This is a genomic window from Streptomyces sp. NPDC050842, assembly GCF_044456565.1.
Taxonomy (GTDB): domain Bacteria; phylum Actinomycetota; class Actinomycetes; order Streptomycetales; family Streptomycetaceae; genus Streptomyces.
In genome coordinates this window covers 807827-823392 of the sequence record NZ_JBITGA010000004.1, presented here as the reverse complement: position 1 = coordinate 823392, position 15566 = coordinate 807827, and the positions used below count along the sequence as shown (strand labels likewise).

The 15566-nt window shown below is 72.4% G+C and carries 15 protein-coding genes; 7 read left to right on the top strand and 8 right to left on the bottom strand.

The window, feature by feature from the left end; all coding sequences use genetic code 11:
- Positions 1-37: 37 nt before the first annotated feature.
- The 3 genes from ACIBG6_RS16840 to ACIBG6_RS16830 form a co-directional block, all read right to left on the bottom strand.
- The gene (locus ACIBG6_RS16840) at positions 38-2452 is read right to left on the bottom strand and encodes a protein kinase (RefSeq protein ID WP_399223331.1); all 2415 of its coding nucleotides are present in this window, start codon (positions 2450-2452) and stop codon (positions 38-40) included.
- A gap of 137 nt (positions 2453-2589) precedes the next feature.
- The gene (greA, locus tag ACIBG6_RS16835; protein WP_329621477.1) at positions 2590-3087 is read right to left on the bottom strand and encodes a transcription elongation factor GreA; all 498 of its coding nucleotides are present in this window, start codon (positions 3085-3087) and stop codon (positions 2590-2592) included.
- 189 nt (positions 3088-3276) lie between these two features.
- On the bottom strand, positions 3277-3678 hold the full coding sequence (locus tag ACIBG6_RS16830; RefSeq protein WP_399223330.1) for a DUF4307 domain-containing protein: 402 nt from the start codon (positions 3676-3678) through the stop codon (positions 3277-3279).
- 100 nt (positions 3679-3778) lie between these two features.
- Between ACIBG6_RS16830 and mca the strand changes: the two genes are divergently transcribed.
- The 5 genes from mca to ACIBG6_RS16805 all read left to right on the top strand — a co-directional run bounded on the left by mca (position 3779) and on the right by ACIBG6_RS16805 (position 9288).
- Complete coding sequence (mca, locus tag ACIBG6_RS16825; RefSeq protein WP_399223329.1) at positions 3779-4660, top strand: mycothiol conjugate amidase Mca; 882 nt, start codon at positions 3779-3781, stop codon at positions 4658-4660.
- Between the two features lies 1 nt (position 4661).
- The gene (locus ACIBG6_RS16820; RefSeq protein WP_329621474.1) at positions 4662-4898 is read left to right on the top strand and encodes a hypothetical protein; all 237 of its coding nucleotides are present in this window, start codon (positions 4662-4664) and stop codon (positions 4896-4898) included.
- 66 nt (positions 4899-4964) lie between these two features.
- Positions 4965-5630, top strand: coding sequence for an ATP-binding cassette domain-containing protein (locus ACIBG6_RS16815; protein ID WP_399223328.1), 666 nt, complete (start codon positions 4965-4967; stop codon positions 5628-5630).
- A complete protein-coding gene (locus ACIBG6_RS16810; RefSeq protein ID WP_399223326.1) occupies positions 5627-7174 on the top strand; it encodes a hypothetical protein in 1548 nt (515 codons plus the stop codon). The genes ACIBG6_RS16815 and ACIBG6_RS16810 overlap by 4 nt, the downstream gene beginning before the upstream one ends.
- Before the next feature lie 38 nt (positions 7175-7212).
- Positions 7213-9288, top strand: coding sequence for a thioredoxin domain-containing protein (locus tag ACIBG6_RS16805; protein WP_399223325.1), 2076 nt, complete (start codon positions 7213-7215; stop codon positions 9286-9288).
- Positions 9289-9355: 67 nt separating this feature from the next.
- Here the strand turns inward: ACIBG6_RS16805 and ACIBG6_RS16800 are convergent, their stop codons facing one another.
- From ACIBG6_RS16800 to ACIBG6_RS16790, 3 genes are all read right to left on the bottom strand, one after another.
- On the bottom strand, positions 9356-9763 hold the full coding sequence (locus ACIBG6_RS16800) for a rodlin (RefSeq protein ID WP_384142228.1): 408 nt from the start codon (positions 9761-9763) through the stop codon (positions 9356-9358).
- 95 nt (positions 9764-9858) lie between these two features.
- A complete protein-coding gene (locus tag ACIBG6_RS16795) occupies positions 9859-10899 on the bottom strand; it encodes an LCP family protein (protein WP_399223324.1) in 1041 nt (346 codons plus the stop codon).
- Positions 10900-11295: 396 nt separating this feature from the next.
- Entirely contained in the window at positions 11296-11706 is a 411-nt protein-coding gene (locus ACIBG6_RS16790) for a rodlin (protein ID WP_399223323.1), read from the bottom strand.
- A gap of 219 nt (positions 11707-11925) precedes the next feature.
- Between ACIBG6_RS16790 and ACIBG6_RS16785 the strand changes: the two genes are divergently transcribed.
- Both ACIBG6_RS16785 and ACIBG6_RS16780 read left to right on the top strand, forming a co-directional pair.
- The gene (locus tag ACIBG6_RS16785) at positions 11926-12336 is read left to right on the top strand and encodes a rodlin (RefSeq protein ID WP_329621467.1); all 411 of its coding nucleotides are present in this window, start codon (positions 11926-11928) and stop codon (positions 12334-12336) included.
- Positions 12337-12513: 177 nt separating this feature from the next.
- A complete protein-coding gene (locus ACIBG6_RS16780) occupies positions 12514-12747 on the top strand; it encodes a chaplin (RefSeq protein ID WP_399223322.1) in 234 nt (77 codons plus the stop codon).
- A 68-nt stretch (positions 12748-12815) separates the two neighbouring features.
- Here ACIBG6_RS16780 and ACIBG6_RS16775 read toward each other — a convergent pair whose 3' ends face one another.
- Positions 12816-14072: an FAD-dependent oxidoreductase gene (locus ACIBG6_RS16775; RefSeq protein WP_399223380.1), complete on the bottom strand. Its 1257-nt coding sequence runs from the start codon at positions 14070-14072 to the stop codon at positions 12816-12818.
- Between the two features lie 35 nt (positions 14073-14107).
- Positions 14108-15445: an ATP-grasp domain-containing protein gene (locus ACIBG6_RS16770; protein ID WP_399223321.1), complete on the bottom strand. Its 1338-nt coding sequence runs from the start codon at positions 15443-15445 to the stop codon at positions 14108-14110.
- Positions 15446-15566 lie beyond the last annotated feature (121 nt).

Genomic DNA, 15566 nt, shown 5'->3' with positions numbered 1-15566 from the left:
CCTTTCGGAACGTCACTTGAACGTCAGTCGAGCGGGGTCACTTGGGGAGTTCGACGGCGGCGACGACACCCTTGTCGTAGACGACGTACGCGATTCCGCCCACCGGCAGGACCTCCGGGTCCCGGATCTTCGCGGCGTAGAACTCGCCCCAGTTCGGGTCGTGGTCCTCCTCCTCGGCGCGCGCGCCCGGCGCCCCCGGCACCGCCGTGACCTTGAGCCCGCCGGGCGTGCCGTCGGCGCCGAGCCGCACCGTGTAGAGCGAGGAGTAGTCGGCGTACACGGCCTGGTCGCCGGCGAGCAGCGGCGCGGACCAGCTCTGGGCCAGGCCGGCCGGAGCCGCCTTGGCCGGGAAGGAGGCGAGTGTCTCGCCGGTGCGCGGATCGAGGATCCGCAGGCCCTCGTCCCAGGCCACGACGGAGCGAGGACCGACAGCCGAGGGGACGGCCTTGCCGAGCGAGCCGGGCAGCGACGCCTTCGAGGCGAGGGTTCGGGCGTCGAGCAGGTGCAATTCGGTGTCCTGGTCCGTGCCGTACCCGGCGCCGGCGCAGTACGCCGAGGTGCCGAGCACCTTGATCTCCCGGCACGAGTTGGCGTCCGGGTCGACCTGCCCGAGCTGGGTGCCCTTCCTGCCGTCGTACGCGACGAGCCCGCCCTGGCTGAGGGCGTAGACGACCCCCCGGGCGTAGGCGACGGGCTCGTACGCCTCGCGCTCGGCCATGGAGATCTGCCCGTTCGTGAGCTCCTTCGACCAGAGCTGTTTCCCGTCGGCCAGGGAGAACGCGGTCACGGCGGCCCGGACCCAGGTGACGTCCTGCGCCACCTCCGTGGCCGCGTAGACGATCCCGTCGGCGACGATGGGCCGCGTCTCGAAGAAGCCCTGCGGCCCCTGGGCGGGCTTCTCCCAGCGCACGGCGCCGGTACGCGCGTCGCGTACTTGAAGGGACTGCGCGGCGACCAGGACCACGCTCCCGTCGTGGACGGTGGGGCGCGTGGCGCCCCCGGCCGCGTGGGGGAACCCCTTGCCGGTCACGTAGGTCTCCGGCGGTGAGTTCTCGGCGCGCGGGACGTCCCACAGCTTCTTCCCGCTCGCCGGATCCAGCGCCTCGTACCGCCCGTCCGTCGTCCGGCAGACCAGCACCTTCTCACCGGCCGAGCAGCCGAACGCCGGCGCGCTCAGCTTCGCGTTCCACGGCTTCCAGCCGGCCGGCCGCTGGGCCGTGTTCTGCGGGACGACGCCCGAGGCGTCGGCGAGGCCCCGGTCGTCGACGCCGGGGACGCGCGGCCCGGCGGGCGGGGCGGCGGCCTTCTCCGGGGAGCGGGGCTTCTTCGTCTCCTCCTCCGGCCACAACAGGTACGTGCCGACGCCCCCGGCCACGACCGCGAGCGCCAGGACGGCGGCGAGCACCCGCCCCCGCCGCCGGCGCGGAGGCGCGTCCGGCCGCGAGACCGGTCCCTGCGTCGGCACGGAGTGCAGCCCCGGCACCCCAGAAGTCACGACAGGCCCCCGGGGATCGACCGGGGGCGCGGGCGCGACCTCCAGAAGCGGCCCGCCGGAGGCCACGAGCTGGGCCAGCTCCGTCCCGTACTCGCCGATGTGGTCCCGTACGCCCTCCGGCCAGGGGAAGCGACTCCCCGCGCCGTCGCCGAGGAGCTCCGCGAGTTCGCCCGGGGTGGGCCGGTCCGTCGGATCGAGGGCCAGGCAGGCGGCGACGGCCTCGCGCAGGTCCTCCGGCACCCGGCTCAGGTCGGCTTCCGCCTGCGAGACCCGGTACAGGACGGCGGCGAGCGGCCCGTCGCCGAAGGGGTCCTCGCCGGTCGCCGCGTAGCAGAGGAGCGAGCCGAGGCAGAAGACGTCGGAGGCGGCGGTCACCCGTCGCGCGCCCGCCACGTGCTCGGGCGACATGAAGGCGGGGGTGCCGACCATCACGCCCGTCGCGGTCATGGTGGTCGCGGTGGCGCTGCGGGCGATGCCGAAGTCGATGAGGCGGGGCCCGTCGACGGAGAGCATGACGTTCCCGGGCTTGAGGTCCCGGTGCAGGACCCCGGCCCCGTGCAGGTCGGCGAGGGCGCGGGCGACTCCGGCGCCGACGGCGCGCACGGTGGCGACGGGCAGCGCGCCGCCGCGCCGTACGGCCTGGGAGAGGCTGGGCCCGGGGACGTACGCGGTGGCCAGCCAGGGCACCTCGGCGTCGGCGTCGCCGCCGACGGGCGCGGCGGCGTGGGGGCTGGCGACGAGCGCGGCGACCCTGATCTCGCGCCGGAACCGGTCGCGGAAGGCCGGATCGCCGGCGACGTCCCGCCGCACCGTCTTCACGGCGACGAAGACCCCGTCGGCCGCTCCCCGCCCCAGGAAGACCTCGCCCATGCCGCCGGCGCCGAGCCGGGCCAGCACCTCGTACGGTCCGATCTGCCGTGGCGTGCCCTCACGCAGCGGTCCCAGCACTGTGCCCATCCCCCTGATGACGCAACCCTGATGACGCAACCCTGATGACACAGCGTCAGGACCGCATCATTACATGTGCATGCAAGGGAAAAGGCCGGACCCCCGAGGGGTCCGGCCCGTCACACGTAGCCGTGGAAGGCGGCGGCTCAGCGGCCGTACGGCGTGGCGCTGAGGATCTTCACCGTGGCCTTCTTGCCGTTCGGCAGCTCGTACTCGGCGTCGTCACCGGCCTTCTTGCCGTTGACGCCGACGCCGAGCGGCGACTGCGGCGAGTAGGTCTCGATGTCGTCGCTCGCGTACTCGCGGGAGGCGAGCAGGAAGGTCATCGTGTCGTCCTCGTCGCCGTCGAAGGCGATCGTGACGACCATGCCGGGCTCGACGACGCCGTCGTCCGCCGGGGCCTCGCCGACCTTGGCGTGCTCGAGCAGCTGGGTGAGCTGGCGGACCCGGAGCTCCTGCTTGCCCTGCTCCTCCTTGGCCGCGTGGTACCCGCCGTTCTCGCGCAGGTCTCCCTCTTCGCGCGCCGCCGCGATCTTGGTCGCGATTTCGGTACGCGCGGGACCAGACAGGTACTCAAGCTCTCCCTTGAGCTTGTCGTACGCCTCCTGGGTGAGCCAGGTGACGTTGTCGCTGGTCTGGGTCACAGGTGCTCCTCGTAGGTACTGGGAATACAAAGCATCGCCCTACACGGGAAGCGGGTGCTTCCCGAGCGGGCGAAACCACGAGCCTAACAATGAGTGGCGAAAAGCGGGAGGACATAAACCATCAAGATGGCGTCACCCCAGGTCACGCTCGTGACCCGCCGGGACTCGTCACCCGGTCCCTACCCACGGCTACCGGGCCGTACACCCCACGAGCTCGGCACTCGTCGCGAGCGCCGTCGTACGGAGCGTGAAGACGTCGTCGACCCGGGCGGCGGGGTCGTCGATCCGCACGTCCTTGCGGGCCACCTCGGCGCCGTCCTCGGCCCGTGACCGCAGCGTGCAGACGCCCTTGACGCCCTCGTCCTTACGGATCTCCAGGTGCACCTGCACCTCGGTGGGGCTCACCACGTCGAATTTGATCATCTCGGCGCTGATCTTGCTGTCGACGACGTAGTGCCAGCCGAACCAGCCCATCATGCCGAGGAAGAGGACGCCGAGCACGGCGCCGGTCACCTTGAGCTTGCGGTCGGCCCGCTCGTCCGCGGAGCGCCCGTAGCGCCCTTCGGGCAGCTGCTCTCGCACCGCGCTCATGGTGGATCCTCTCGAAGCCGGGGGGGTGGCGGAATTTTCGCTCCCCCGATTCCGTCACTATAGAAGCCTCCCTCCGCGTCGAATCACTGAGGATCGAGTCTTGACTGACCAGCTGCGACTGATGGCCGTTCACGCCCACCCCGACGACGAGTCGAGCAAGGGTGCGGCCACGATGGCCAAGTACGTGTCCGAGGGGGTGGACGTCATCGTGGTGACGTGCACGGGCGGCGAGCGCGGCTCGGTCCTGAACCCCCAGCTTCAGGGTGACGCCTATGTCGAGGCGAACATCCACGAGGTGCGCCGCAAGGAGATGGACGAGGCCCGCGAGATCCTCGGCGTCTCCCAGGAATGGCTGGGCTTCGTCGACTCGGGCCTGCCCGAGGGCGACCCGCTGCCCCCGCTCCCCGAGGGCTGTTTCGCCCTGGAGGACGTCGACACGGCGGCCGGAGCGCTGGTCCGCAAGGTCCGCTCGTTCCGCCCGCAGGTCATCACGACCTACGACGAGAACGGCGGCTACCCGCACCCCGACCACATCATGACCCACAAGATCACGATGGTGGCCTTCGACGGCGCGACCGACGCCGCGAAGTACCCGGAGGCCGAGTTCGGCCCGGTCTGGCAGCCCCTGAAGCTCTACTACAACCAGGGCTTCAACCGTCCCCGCACCACCGCCCTGCACGAGGCGCTCCTCGCCCGTGGCCTGGAGTCCCCCTACGGGGAGTGGCTGGAGCGCTGGAGCGAGTTCGAGCGCAAGGAGCGGACGCTGACCACGTTCGTGCCCTGCGCCGACTTCTTCGAGACCCGCGACAAGGCCCTGATCGCCCACCGCACCCAGATCGACCCCGACGGCGGCTGGTTCCGGGTCCCGATGGAGATCCAGAAGGAGGTCTGGCCGACGGAGGAGTACGAGCTCAGCAAGGCGCTGGTCCCGACCTCCCTCCCCGAGGAAGATCTCTTCGCGGGCATCCGCGACAATGCCTGACATGAGCGCACACCTGGCACTGACCCAGCTTGTCCCCTTCGCCGCCGAAGAGCTGGACAAGAACAAGGTGACCCCCGGCGTCCTCGGCTTCGTCGTCTTCGCGGTCATGGCCGTCGCGGTCTGGCTGCTGATGAAGTCGATGAACCGCCACATGGGCAAGGTCTCCTTCGAGGAGGCCCCGGACCCGGCGGCCACCGCGGACACCCCGGCGGCCAAGGCCGGCGCCACCGGAAAGTAGCGACGACGCCCCCTGTCTCCTGGACGGGGGGCGTCCGTACGCCTGCCCAGACGAGAAGGTTCAGGGATGCCTACCGACCGGTTAGAGAGCGGCGCGGTGAGCGACGACGTGCCCGCGATCGCCGCGGAGGGTGCCACGGTCGTCCTGGACGGGACCACCCTGCTGGCGCCGACGACGTTCACGGTCCTGCCGGGCGAGTTCCGGTGCCTCACCGGGAGCAACGGCTCCGGGAAGACGACCCTCCTCCGGGCCTTCCTGGGCAGCCGGCGGCTGACCGACGGCGCCGTCCTCGTGCGGGGCGAGACCGTCGACATGGCCAGGCCCCGGCACCGGCGGCTCGTGGCCTCGCTCGTCGAACCGGTGCCCGTCGCCCGCGACATGACGCTCCGCGAGCAGGTCACGCTGGTCGCCGCCTCCTGGTACGGCAACACCACGACGACCGCCGAGCGCGCCGAAGAGATCATCGGGCGACTGGGACTCACCGCACTGGGCGCGCGGTTCCCCTCCCAGCTCTCCTCCGGCCAGCTCCAGCTCTTCCACCTCGCGCTGACCCTGGTCCGCCCCGCCGACGTCGTCCTGCTCGACGAACCCGAGCGGCATCTCGACACCGAGCGCGTCGACCTCGTCGCCGCCCTGCTCGCCGAGCGCGCCGAGCAGGGGACGTCGTTCCTGGTCGCCACCCATGATGCCGCCGTGGTGGAAGCCTGTGACGGCGTCGTGGAGCTGGGATGACGACGGCGGGCATCACCGAGGTCGAGGCCGACCCCAGGTCCCGCGTCCACGCCGTACGCCACCGGTACGCCCACCGCGGTGACCGCGCCACCGTGCTGGACCGGGCGTACACCGCGTACCTCACCGTCATCCTCGGCGCCGTCTACGTGGCGCCGGTCGTCCACCTGGTGCGCACCACGGAAGCGCTCCTCTCCCTGGAGTCGCCCGAGGCGGCGACGCCCGTGGCCTGCCTGGTCGCGGCGGCGGCGGTCTGGGGCGCCCAGCTCACCGGCCGGTTCTGGGGACCGCTGGTGCTCACACCGTTCCTGCTGCACGTGTTCACGTCCACGGACCTGTCCCCGACGCACTACCTCGGCGCTTTCGCCCGCCGCCGACTGGCGTACGCGGGACTCGGCACGCTCCTCGCGGTGTGTACGGCGACGTTCCTCGCGACCGACCTGTTCGACCACCCGGGAAGCGGCCTCCTGCCGCGGGGCGTGGCCGTCGCGGCGGGCATCGGCGCCGTCGCCTCCGTGGCGTGGCTCTGGGGCCAGGTCCGGACGGTACGCGAGAACGTCCTGCTCGCCGCCGCCGTGGCCGCCGTGGCGGTCGCCGTGGCGCTGCTCGGCCGGTCCGCCCCCCTGGGCGGGGGCGGCCTGTGGCTCGTCACCGGTGTGCTGGCGGTCGGGGCGGCGGCGCTCGGCCGGTCGGCCTTCCGGTCCGTCCGTACGGTCGACCTCGCCCGGCTCGCCCGCGAGTCGGCGCGTGCCGCCGAGGCTCAGACCTTCGCCTGGACCGGCACGCTCCACCACGCGCTCGACCTGTACCGGCCACAGCCGCGCGGGCTCACCCACGCCCTGACGCGCCCGGACGGGCGGCTGCGCGGCCACCTGGCGCAGGGAGCGGTCCGCGCCCTGCGCACGAGAGGCCGCGCGATCGCCGCCGCGGTGTTCCTGCCGGCCGGCGCCGCCGTGCTGACGCTCGGCATCGCGGAGCCGGACGCCGGGCTCGCGACGTCGGCCTGGCCGGCCGGCGCGGTCGGCGTGTACCTCGGCTCCGGGTGGGTCGGCGAGACCTGGCGCGGACTGCGGGACGAACTGACCCTGGCCCCGCTGCTCGGCGAGTGGTGGGGCGGGATGCTCGCCCGCACCCTGGCCTGGCCGGTCGTCGCGGTGACGGTCCCGGTCGGCCTGGCGAGCGGTGTCACGACCATGACGCGGTGGCCGCTCCAGGCCGCCGGGGCCGACACGGCACTCCTCGTCACCGGCACGGTGGTGCTCGTCCTCGGCGCCAGGTTCCTGCGCGAGATGAAGACGAATCTGCCCGTCGAACTGCTGCTCCCGATCATCACTCCGCTGGGCGACCTCTCCGCCCTCCGGGTCTTCGTGTGGCAGTTCGACGGACTCGCCGTCGTCCTGACCGGCGTCCTCGTCCTGAACGGGATGCCGACCGCGCCCGGCGCGGCCCTGACCGCACTCGGCATCGCCGCCTGCTGCCTCTGGGCGGGCCTGCGCCGAACGGGCTGGTCCCTCGGACCGCTCATCACCCGCCTCGGCCGGGTGTAACGGCGCCCCGCCCCCGACGGCAGGGCAGGATGGGCACCATGGCGAACCGACTGGCCCATGAGACCTCCCCTTACCTCCTTCAGCACGCCGACAATCCGGTCGACTGGTGGCCCTGGTCGGCCGAGGCCTTCGAGGAGGCCCGCCGCCGCGACGTCCCGGTGCTGCTCAGCGTCGGCTACAGCTCCTGCCACTGGTGCCACGTGATGGCGCACGAGTCCTTCGAGGACGACGCCACCGCCGACCTGGTCAACGAACACTTCGTCGCCGTCAAGGTCGACCGCGAGGAGCGCCCCGACGTCGACGCCGTCTACATGGAGGCCGTCCAGGCCGCCACCGGCCAGGGCGGCTGGCCGATGACCGTCTTCCTCACCCCGGACGCCGCCCCCTTCTACTTCGGCACGTACTTCCCGCCGGAGCCCCGCCACGGCATGCCCTCGTTCCCCGACGTCCTGGAAGGCGTCCGCGGCGCCTGGGCCGACCGCCGCGACGAGGTCGGCGAGGTCGCCGACCGGATCGTCAAGGACCTCGCGGGCCGCTCCCTCGCCTACGGCGGCGACGGCGTCCCCGGCGAGGAGGAGCTCGCGCAGGCCCTCCTCGGCCTCGTCCGCGAGTACGACGCCACCCGCGGCGGCTTCGGCGGCGCCCCCAAGTTCCCGCCGTCGATGGCCGTGGAGTTCCTGCTCCGCCACCACGCCCGTACGGGCTCCGAGGGCGCCCTCCAGATGGCCGCCGACACCTGCGAGGCCATGGCCCGCGGCGGCATCTACGACCAGCTCGGCGGCGGCTTCGCCCGCTACGCCGTCGACCGCGCCTGGGTCGTGCCCCACTTCGAGAAGATGCTGTACGACAACGCCCTGCTCTGCCGGGTGTACGCGCACCTGTGGAAGGCCACCGGCAGCGACCTGGCCCGCCGGGTCGCCCTGGAGACCGCCGACTTCATGGTCCGCGAACTGCGCACCCCCGAGGGCGGCTTCGCCTCCGCCCTCGACGCCGACAGCGCCGTCGCAGACGGATGGGGGCACCCCCAGGCCGAAGGCTCTGGGGGAGGCACCGGCAAGCACGTCGAAGGCGCCTACTACGCCTGGACCCCCGAGCAGCTCACCGCCGTCCTCGGCGAGGAGGACGCCGCCCTCGCCGCCGCCCACTACGGCGTCACCGAGGAGGGCACCTTCGAGCACGGCAGCTCCGTCCTCCAGCTCCCGCAGGACACCGGCGTCGCCGACGCCGACCGCATCGCCTCCATCGCCGCCCGGCTCCTCGCCGCCCGCGAGGAGCGCGAGCGCCCCGGCCGCGACGACAAGGTCGTCGCCGCCTGGAACGGCCTCGCGATCGCCGCCCTCGCCGAGACCGGCGCCCTCTTCGACCGCCCCGACCTCGTCGAGCGCGCCACCGAGGCCGCCGACCTGCTCGTCCGGGTCCACATGGACGAGACCGCCCGCCTCACCCGCACCTCCAAGGACGGCCGGGCCGGCACCAACGACGGCGTCCTGGAGGACTACGCCGACGTCGCCGAGGGCTTCCTCGCCCTCGCCGCCGTCACCGGCGAAGGCGCCTGGCTCGAGTTCGCCGGCTTCCTCCTGGACATCGTCCTCGACCGCTTCACCGGCGAGGGCGGCGCGCTCTACGACACCGCCCACGACGCCGAGGCCCTCATCCGCCGCCCGCAGGACCCCACGGACAACGCCGCTCCCTCGGGCTGGACCGCCGCCGCCGGAGCGCTCCTCTCGTACGCCGCCCACACCGGCTCGGAGGCCCACCGCACCGCCGCCGAGGGAGCCCTCGGCGTCGTCAAGGCCCTCGGCCCGCGCGCGCCCCGCTTCATCGGCTGGGGCCTGGCGGTCGCCGAGGCCCTCCTCGACGGGCCCCGCGAGATCGCCGTCGTCGGCGCTCCCGCCGACGAGGCCTTCCAGGAGCTGCGCCGTGCCGCGCTCCTGGCCACCGCCCCCGGCGCGGTGCTCGCGACCGGCGCCCCCGACAGCGAGGAGTTCCCGCTCCTGAAGGACCGGCCGCTGGTGGCCGGGGGCCCCGCCGCGTACGTCTGCCGGCACTTCGTGTGCGAGGCCCCGGTCACCGACCCGGCCGCGCTCGCCGAGAAGGCGGATCCGGCGCGCTAGACGGGGACGGCCCCGCCACCCCTCCGAGGAGGGGCGGCGGGGCCGCCGCCGTGCCGGGCGTCGTCGCTCAGCTGTTGCCGGCGCCGTTGCCGGACAGGACCGGGATGTCGCTGAGGATGTGCGACAGCGGCTCGTCACCCTTGGCCTGGGTGGAGTTCTCGGTGCACTGCTGGTTCTGCGGGGAGGACAGGACGTTGACGTCCTGGACGGTGATCGGGATGAGACCGATCAGCGAACCGGCGTTGACCTTGGCCGGCAGGCCGACGCACGGCTTGTTCAGGGAGCCCTGGACGAGCGCGAACTGCGGGCTCATGTTGCCGTACGTGGCGGAGTTGCCGTACTCCTGGTGGGCACCGTTGCCGCTCAGCGAGGTGGTGCCACCGTCGTCGGCGATCGCGAGCGCCTGTCCGGCACCCGCCGCCGTCGCGCCGAGAACCGACGCGGCCACAGCAGCCGTAGCCAAGAGCTTCTTCATTGTTCAGGCCTTTCGGGTACTGGCCCCGCTGAGTGCCGAGCCGTGCTGATCAACTGGTCGGACGTAAGGAGGTTCCGGTAAGTCCACCGGACGGACTACGGGCAGATGAGCGATGACCCCGCGGCCGGCCTGTAGGTCGCCGCCGGGATCGTGCTGGGCGCGACCTCCTCCGCGGCCGGCAGCGGACGGTCCTCGCGCAGGCGCCCGAAGACCTCCGCCGCCCCTTCCTCGTCCCAGGCGAGCGTGGACCCGACACCCTCGATGTTCGGATGGAAGCCACGTACGGGCACGGTCGCGAACTCCGTACGGTCCGGGGGCAGGTCCCGCAGCCGGGCCGCGAGCGTCAGCAGCTCCGCCGTCGAGATCCCGCGCTCGGCCGCCGCCGTCCCGCGCAGCGTCGCGGCGAGGTCCGTCAGCCGCTCCGGTTCGTCGAGGATCCCTTCGCGGAGCCGCTCCAGGGTGTTGACGACGAACTTCTGCTGCTTGTGGATCCGGCCGAAGTCCATCTGCCCGTCCGCCTTCCGCGAGCGGACGTACTGGAGGCCCTCGCCGCCCCCGACGCGCTTGGTCCCGGGCTGGAGGTCGATGCCGGTGGCCGGGTCCTTGAGCGGCTCCACCGTGCAGATGGGCACCCCGCCGTCGACACGGTCCACGGTGTCCATGAAGCGCCGGAAGTCGATCTCCAGGTACCGGTGGACGGGGAGTCCGGTCATCGACTCGACGGTCTCCACGGCGAACGCCGGACCGCCCTCCGCCCAGGCGCTGTTGATCTTCGCGGGGTGGGCGGCGTGCACCTTTCCGGTCCGTCGGTCGCGGTGGTCGGCGGGGAAGGCGGTGAGCGAGTCGCGCGGCAGACTCACGACGTCGACCCGGTCGTTCGCCGCGGACACGTGCACGAGCATCATCACGTCCGTGCAGTCGCACTCCTTCCCGCCCAGCCGGTAGCGCTCCTTCTCCGCCTCGCTGAGACCCCTGCGGGTGTCGAGGCCGACCACGAGGAGGTTCAGCCCCTGTTCCGGGGACGGCAGTTCGGTCGGGGCGGCGGCGAGCGCGCCGGGAACGAGGGCGATGAGCGCGGTGAGAGCCGCGGGGGCGAGCAGCAGACTCCGAGGCCGCTTCGGGCGCGCGAAATTCATGCCCGCACGCTAATTCGACCCCCCTCGTACAGAGGTACGCGACGCGACATGGGCAGAGCGAATCACTCTCCTGCGGCGCCTGTGTAATCCTTGCAATGATGCGTGAATCGCAGTGGAGGGAGCGAAGATGGCGCCGGGTCCCGGGAAATGGGAACGGATGGCCTTCATTCCGAAGAGCCGATATGTGAGTGACCCACCGACCGTCGACCGCACGCCATTCCCGGTCTATTCCGCACTGGTGACACAGTGGGTGCAGGCGGGGCGCACGGTACCGGGAATGCCGGACCGGGAGTGGGAGCGACTGATGGCCACCCCCATCTGGCCGCGCCCGTAGCCGTCGTGCGCGCGCGTAAGGGGCCGCCCGGAGAGGGCGGCCCCTTACGCGTGAGCGGGACGTCAGTTGTTGCCGACGCCGTTGCCCGACAGGACCGGGATGTCGTCCAGGATGTGCGACAGGGCCTCGTCACCCTTGGCCTGGGTGGAGTTCTCGGTGCACTGCTGGTTCTGCGGGGAGGACAGGACGTTGATGTCCTGGACGGTGATCGGGATGAGACCGATCAGCGAACCGGCGTTGAGCTTGGCCGGCAGGCCCACGCAGGGCTTGTTCAGGGAGCCCTGGACGAGCGCGAACTGCGGGCTCATGTTGCCGTACGTGGCGGAGTTGCCGTACTCCTGGTGGGCACCGTTGCCGCTGAGCGACGTGGTGCCGCCGTCGTTGGCGATGGCGAGCGCCGGGGTCGCCATCGCGGCGGAGACGCCGACGATGGAAGCGGCTGCGGCCGCGGTGGCCATAACCTTCTTGATCACGGGAGTTCCCTTCTAGAACCGGCTCCGTGCAGGGAGCGCCCTGATCAACAGGCCTCCGGACGCCCGGGTTCCGCTGTGTCACCCCCTTGGCGGAGCGCACACGGCAGCGCGAAACGGAGTCCCAGTCGAACGAGTGAAGGGCCGGAACCAAAGCCCCCGGCCGCAGTTGATCCCGTCGCATCAATCAGGTCGATTGGTGGGAACAGGAACGGAATCACCGTGATCAAGAAGATTATGGCGGCTGCGGCTGTGACGGCCTCTGTTGTCGGCGCTTCCGCTGCGGCGGCCTCTCCGGCGCTCGCCATCGCCAACGACGGCGGCACGACCTCCCTCAGCGGCAACGGCGCCCACCAGTCGTACGGCAACTCCAAGACCGCCGGTGACATGAGCCCGCAGTTCGCGGCGGTCCAGGGCTCGCTGAACAAGCTGTGCCTCGGCGTCCCGGTCAAGGGCAACCTCGGTTCCCTCATCGGCGCCATCCCGATCACCGCCCAGGACATCAACGTCCTGTCGTCCCCGCAGAACCAGCAGTGCGCGGACAACTCCACCCAGGCCAAGGGTGACGAGCCGCTGTCGCACATCCTGGAGGACATCCCGGTCCTCTCCGGGAACGGCGCCTACAACGGCTGATCCGCACCGCGCACGACAGGGCCGGAGGGAACGTTTCGCGTTCCCTCCGGCCCTGTTTCGTGGAGGCAATGGAGTGAAAGACGTGACGTCGCCGTTGCCGAGGTTTCCTTTGTGAGGCGTGTTCGTTGTGTGGTGTGCAGCGGAAAGGTATTCCGCCGAGGAAAGGATCCAGACGCAATGAACTGTAAGAAGGCCGCGGCCGTCATCGCCGGAATCGTCATGGCCATGGGTGTGGCGTCGCCCGCCTTCGCGGACGCGGACGCGCACGGCGTGGCCATCGGTTCGCCGGGCGTCCTGTCGGGCAACGTCGTCCAGGCCCCGATCCACATCCCGATCAACGCCTGCGGCAACAGCGTCAACGTCATCGGCGTGCTCAACCCCGCCGTCGGCAACTTCTGCGGCAACTTCTGAGTCCCCAGCGGCCCGCAGGCACAGGGGCCGGCCCCGGAGAGCACCCGCTCTCCGGGGCCGGCCCTCGGCTATGCCCGGACGGCGGCCTGCCCGCCCGTACGGGGCCGGGCCACCGTGCCGCGCCGGGTGCCCGACCGCAGACGCTGCCGGACCCCCTTCACCAGTCGGCCCGCCGTGTACTCGGCGCCGAACACGAACCGCATCGACGGCCCGTACGACGGCGCCGTGAGCAGCCCGGCGACGAAGAGCCCCGGCCACGAGGACTCGAAGAGGCCGCCGACCTCCGGGGCACCGACCGCGCCGACCGTCCGCAGCGCCCCGCGCAGCGCCGGGTCGAGCATCCCCGCCCGCTCCAGGCTCGGGGTGAAGCCGGTCGCGGCGACCACGTGATCGGTCTCCAGGACCGTCGTCCCGCCGGGCCCGGCGACGTCGAGCCGGAGCCGCTCGTCGCCGGTCACGGCCGCCGAGGTGATCCGCTGCCCGAGCCGTACGTCCCCGACCGCCGCGAACCGCTCCCGCAGCCACCACGCGCCCGCCGGTCCGAGCGCCGAGTCGAAGATCCGCTCGCGGGTGGCGGCCGGAAGCCGCCGGAAGAGCCCCGGGGTGTCCGCGTAGAGCTTGTTGCGCCAGCCGCAGCCGAGACCCGTGTGCGGGGCGCGCGCCGTGCGCCACGGGCCGCGGTCGAGGGCCGGGGGCAGGGTGTTCCACTTCAGCCGGTCCGCGCGGGCGACGATCCGGACGGTGGCCGCGCCCTGCTCGGTGAGGAGCGCGGCCGTCTCCAGGGCGGCCTGACCGGCGCCGACGACGGTCACGTCCCGCCCGGCGAAGCGGTCGAGCCCGGCGTGGTGGCTGGAGTGCGTGACGTACCGCCGGGGGAGCCCCCGCAGCGGCCCGGGGATCTCCATGAAGGGCAGCACGCCGACGGCGAGGGCCACCGTCCGCGTACGGAGCGGCTCGCCGTCCTCCGTCCGCAGCGCGAACCCCTCGGCCGTGGGCGCGACCGAGGCGATCAGGCGCTCGTCGAGGGCGGGCACGGCCTGGCGGGCGAACCAGTCGCCGTACGAGGCGAAGAAGTCGACCGGCAGCGGCACGCCGTGCTCGGCGCGGACGCCCCGCGTCACGGCGTACGCGTCGAGCCCGTACGCCCCCTCCGGGTCGGAGAGGTGCGAGGCCCAGGGCTCCGACTTCAGGAACATGCCCGGGGGCATGGCGTGCCAGGACGCCATCGAGCGGCCGAAGGTCCGCAGCTTCAGCCCGTGGGCCGCCGCGTGCGCGGCCACGGACAGGCCGTAGGGACCCGCCCCGACGACCACCAGGTCGTATATCGACTTCGACATCGTGCCTTCCGCCTTCATCGTTCTCATCGTGGGGTGAGCTGGTCGGGGGCGGTGCGGGCCGACGGCGCCGGGAGGACGGCCGGATGCCCGGTCCGGCCGGCCCCGAGCCGCCGGACCACCGCGCCGAAGGCCTTGCGCAGGAGGTGCGCGAGCCAGGCGAGGCCCATCGCGAGCGCGGGCGCCGGGTCGTCGACCGCCCACCAGGCGCGCTCGGTACGCGGCTGCCGCCCGGCGCCGGGCTCGGCCGCGTACCGGCGGCGCGGGGAGGTGGCGAGCGAGAGCGCCGCGTAGTTCTCGACGACGAACCGGCGGCCGTACACCGGGGTGTGCGGCGGCACCGGACGGCCGGTCAGGTCCAGGTGCGCCGCCCGGACGACGTCCAGTCCCTCGGGGTCGGCGAAGAGCCGGAACTGCGCGCCGGGCCGGGGGTTGAAGTCGAGCAGGTGGTACGCGCCCGTGGACCGGTCGAGCCGGAAGTCCAGGTCGCACACGCCCCGGTAGCCGAGCGCGTCGAGCAGCTCGCGGGCCGTCCGGTCCACGGCCGGGTTCGCCGTCCAGCGGCCCACGGCGGTGAGCCCGGCGGCGTCGGGCCAGGAGCGTTCCTTGCGTCCGGTGGCCCCCGTGACACAGCGGCCGGCGGAGTCCACGTACCCGTGGAAGAACCAGTCCAGGTCCCGGCCCGCCGGAAGGAGCTCCTGGAGCAGCAGCCGGCTGCCGGCCTCGGGAGTGCGGCCGTACAACTCCCGTACCTCCGCGAGGGACCGCACGATCGAGGTGCTGCGCAGCCCGCTGCCGGCAGGCAGCAGCCAGGGCCTGCTCCACTTGGCGACCACCGGGAGACCGAGCGACCAGGCCATGGCGGCGGCCTCGTCGGCGCCGGTCGGGAGTTCGGTCCGCGGATGGGGCAGACCGAGTGCCGCGCAGGTCCTCGCGAGCGCGGCCTTGTCCGCGACCCGCAGCAGCTGCTCCTCGGTCTGCTCGGGCAGCAGGAAGCGCGGGGACAGCTCGGCGCGCCGCCGGGCCAGCGCGAGGGCGCTGACGTCGTCCAGGGGGAGGACGAGCACGGGATGTGAGGCCCCGTCGGGTACCCGGCCGTCGATGTCGTGGCTGATCTCGTCGGAGATGCGGACCAGCAGTTCCGCAAGCCCGGCGGAGGACGGTGTGGCCGGGCCCGGACGGGCCGAGCGGAGATAGCGGGACCGGGCGACGGGACTGGTGCTCGATTCGATGACGGCATGGACCGGGATTCCCGCCCGCCCCAGTGATCGCGCGGCGCCGAGAGTGCCGTGATGAAAGGGATTCGGGTCGAGTCGCACGAGGACGGTGGGTACGCGGGTGTCGAAACTCTGACGGCGCGGCACGGCATGCCCTTCATCTCGGGTGCCCCAACTGGGCGATGAAATCCTCTAATGGACTACTGATCAGAGGGAAGCCGAGTTCACGGTCGGCTCATTAGGAATACTTTCGGAGTATCGGATTGAC

What these genes read in the sequence shown, in the direction of transcription:
- ACIBG6_RS16840 (WP_399223331.1), bottom strand. Translation starts at nt 2,452, where the DNA reads ATGGGCACAGTGCTGGGACCGCTGCGTGAGGGCACGCCACGGCAGATC.
- ACIBG6_RS16805 (WP_399223325.1), top strand. Translation starts at nt 7,213, where the DNA reads ATGGCGAACCGACTGGCCCATGAGACCTCCCCTTACCTCCTTCAGCAC.
- ACIBG6_RS16830 (WP_399223330.1), bottom strand. Translation starts at nt 3,678, where the DNA reads ATGAGCGCGGTGCGAGAGCAGCTGCCCGAAGGGCGCTACGGGCGCTCC.
- ACIBG6_RS16800 (WP_384142228.1), bottom strand. Translation starts at nt 9,763, where the DNA reads ATGAAGAAGCTCTTGGCTACGGCTGCTGTGGCCGCGTCGGTTCTCGGC.
- ACIBG6_RS16795 (WP_399223324.1), bottom strand. Translation starts at nt 10,899, where the DNA reads ATGAATTTCGCGCGCCCGAAGCGGCCTCGGAGTCTGCTGCTCGCCCCC.
- ACIBG6_RS16820 (WP_329621474.1), top strand. Translation starts at nt 4,662, where the DNA reads ATGAGCGCACACCTGGCACTGACCCAGCTTGTCCCCTTCGCCGCCGAA.
- ACIBG6_RS16780 (WP_399223322.1), top strand. Translation starts at nt 12,514, where the DNA reads ATGAACTGTAAGAAGGCCGCGGCCGTCATCGCCGGAATCGTCATGGCC.
- ACIBG6_RS16810 (WP_399223326.1), top strand. Translation starts at nt 5,627, where the DNA reads ATGACGACGGCGGGCATCACCGAGGTCGAGGCCGACCCCAGGTCCCGC.
- ACIBG6_RS16815 (WP_399223328.1), top strand. Translation starts at nt 4,965, where the DNA reads ATGCCTACCGACCGGTTAGAGAGCGGCGCGGTGAGCGACGACGTGCCC.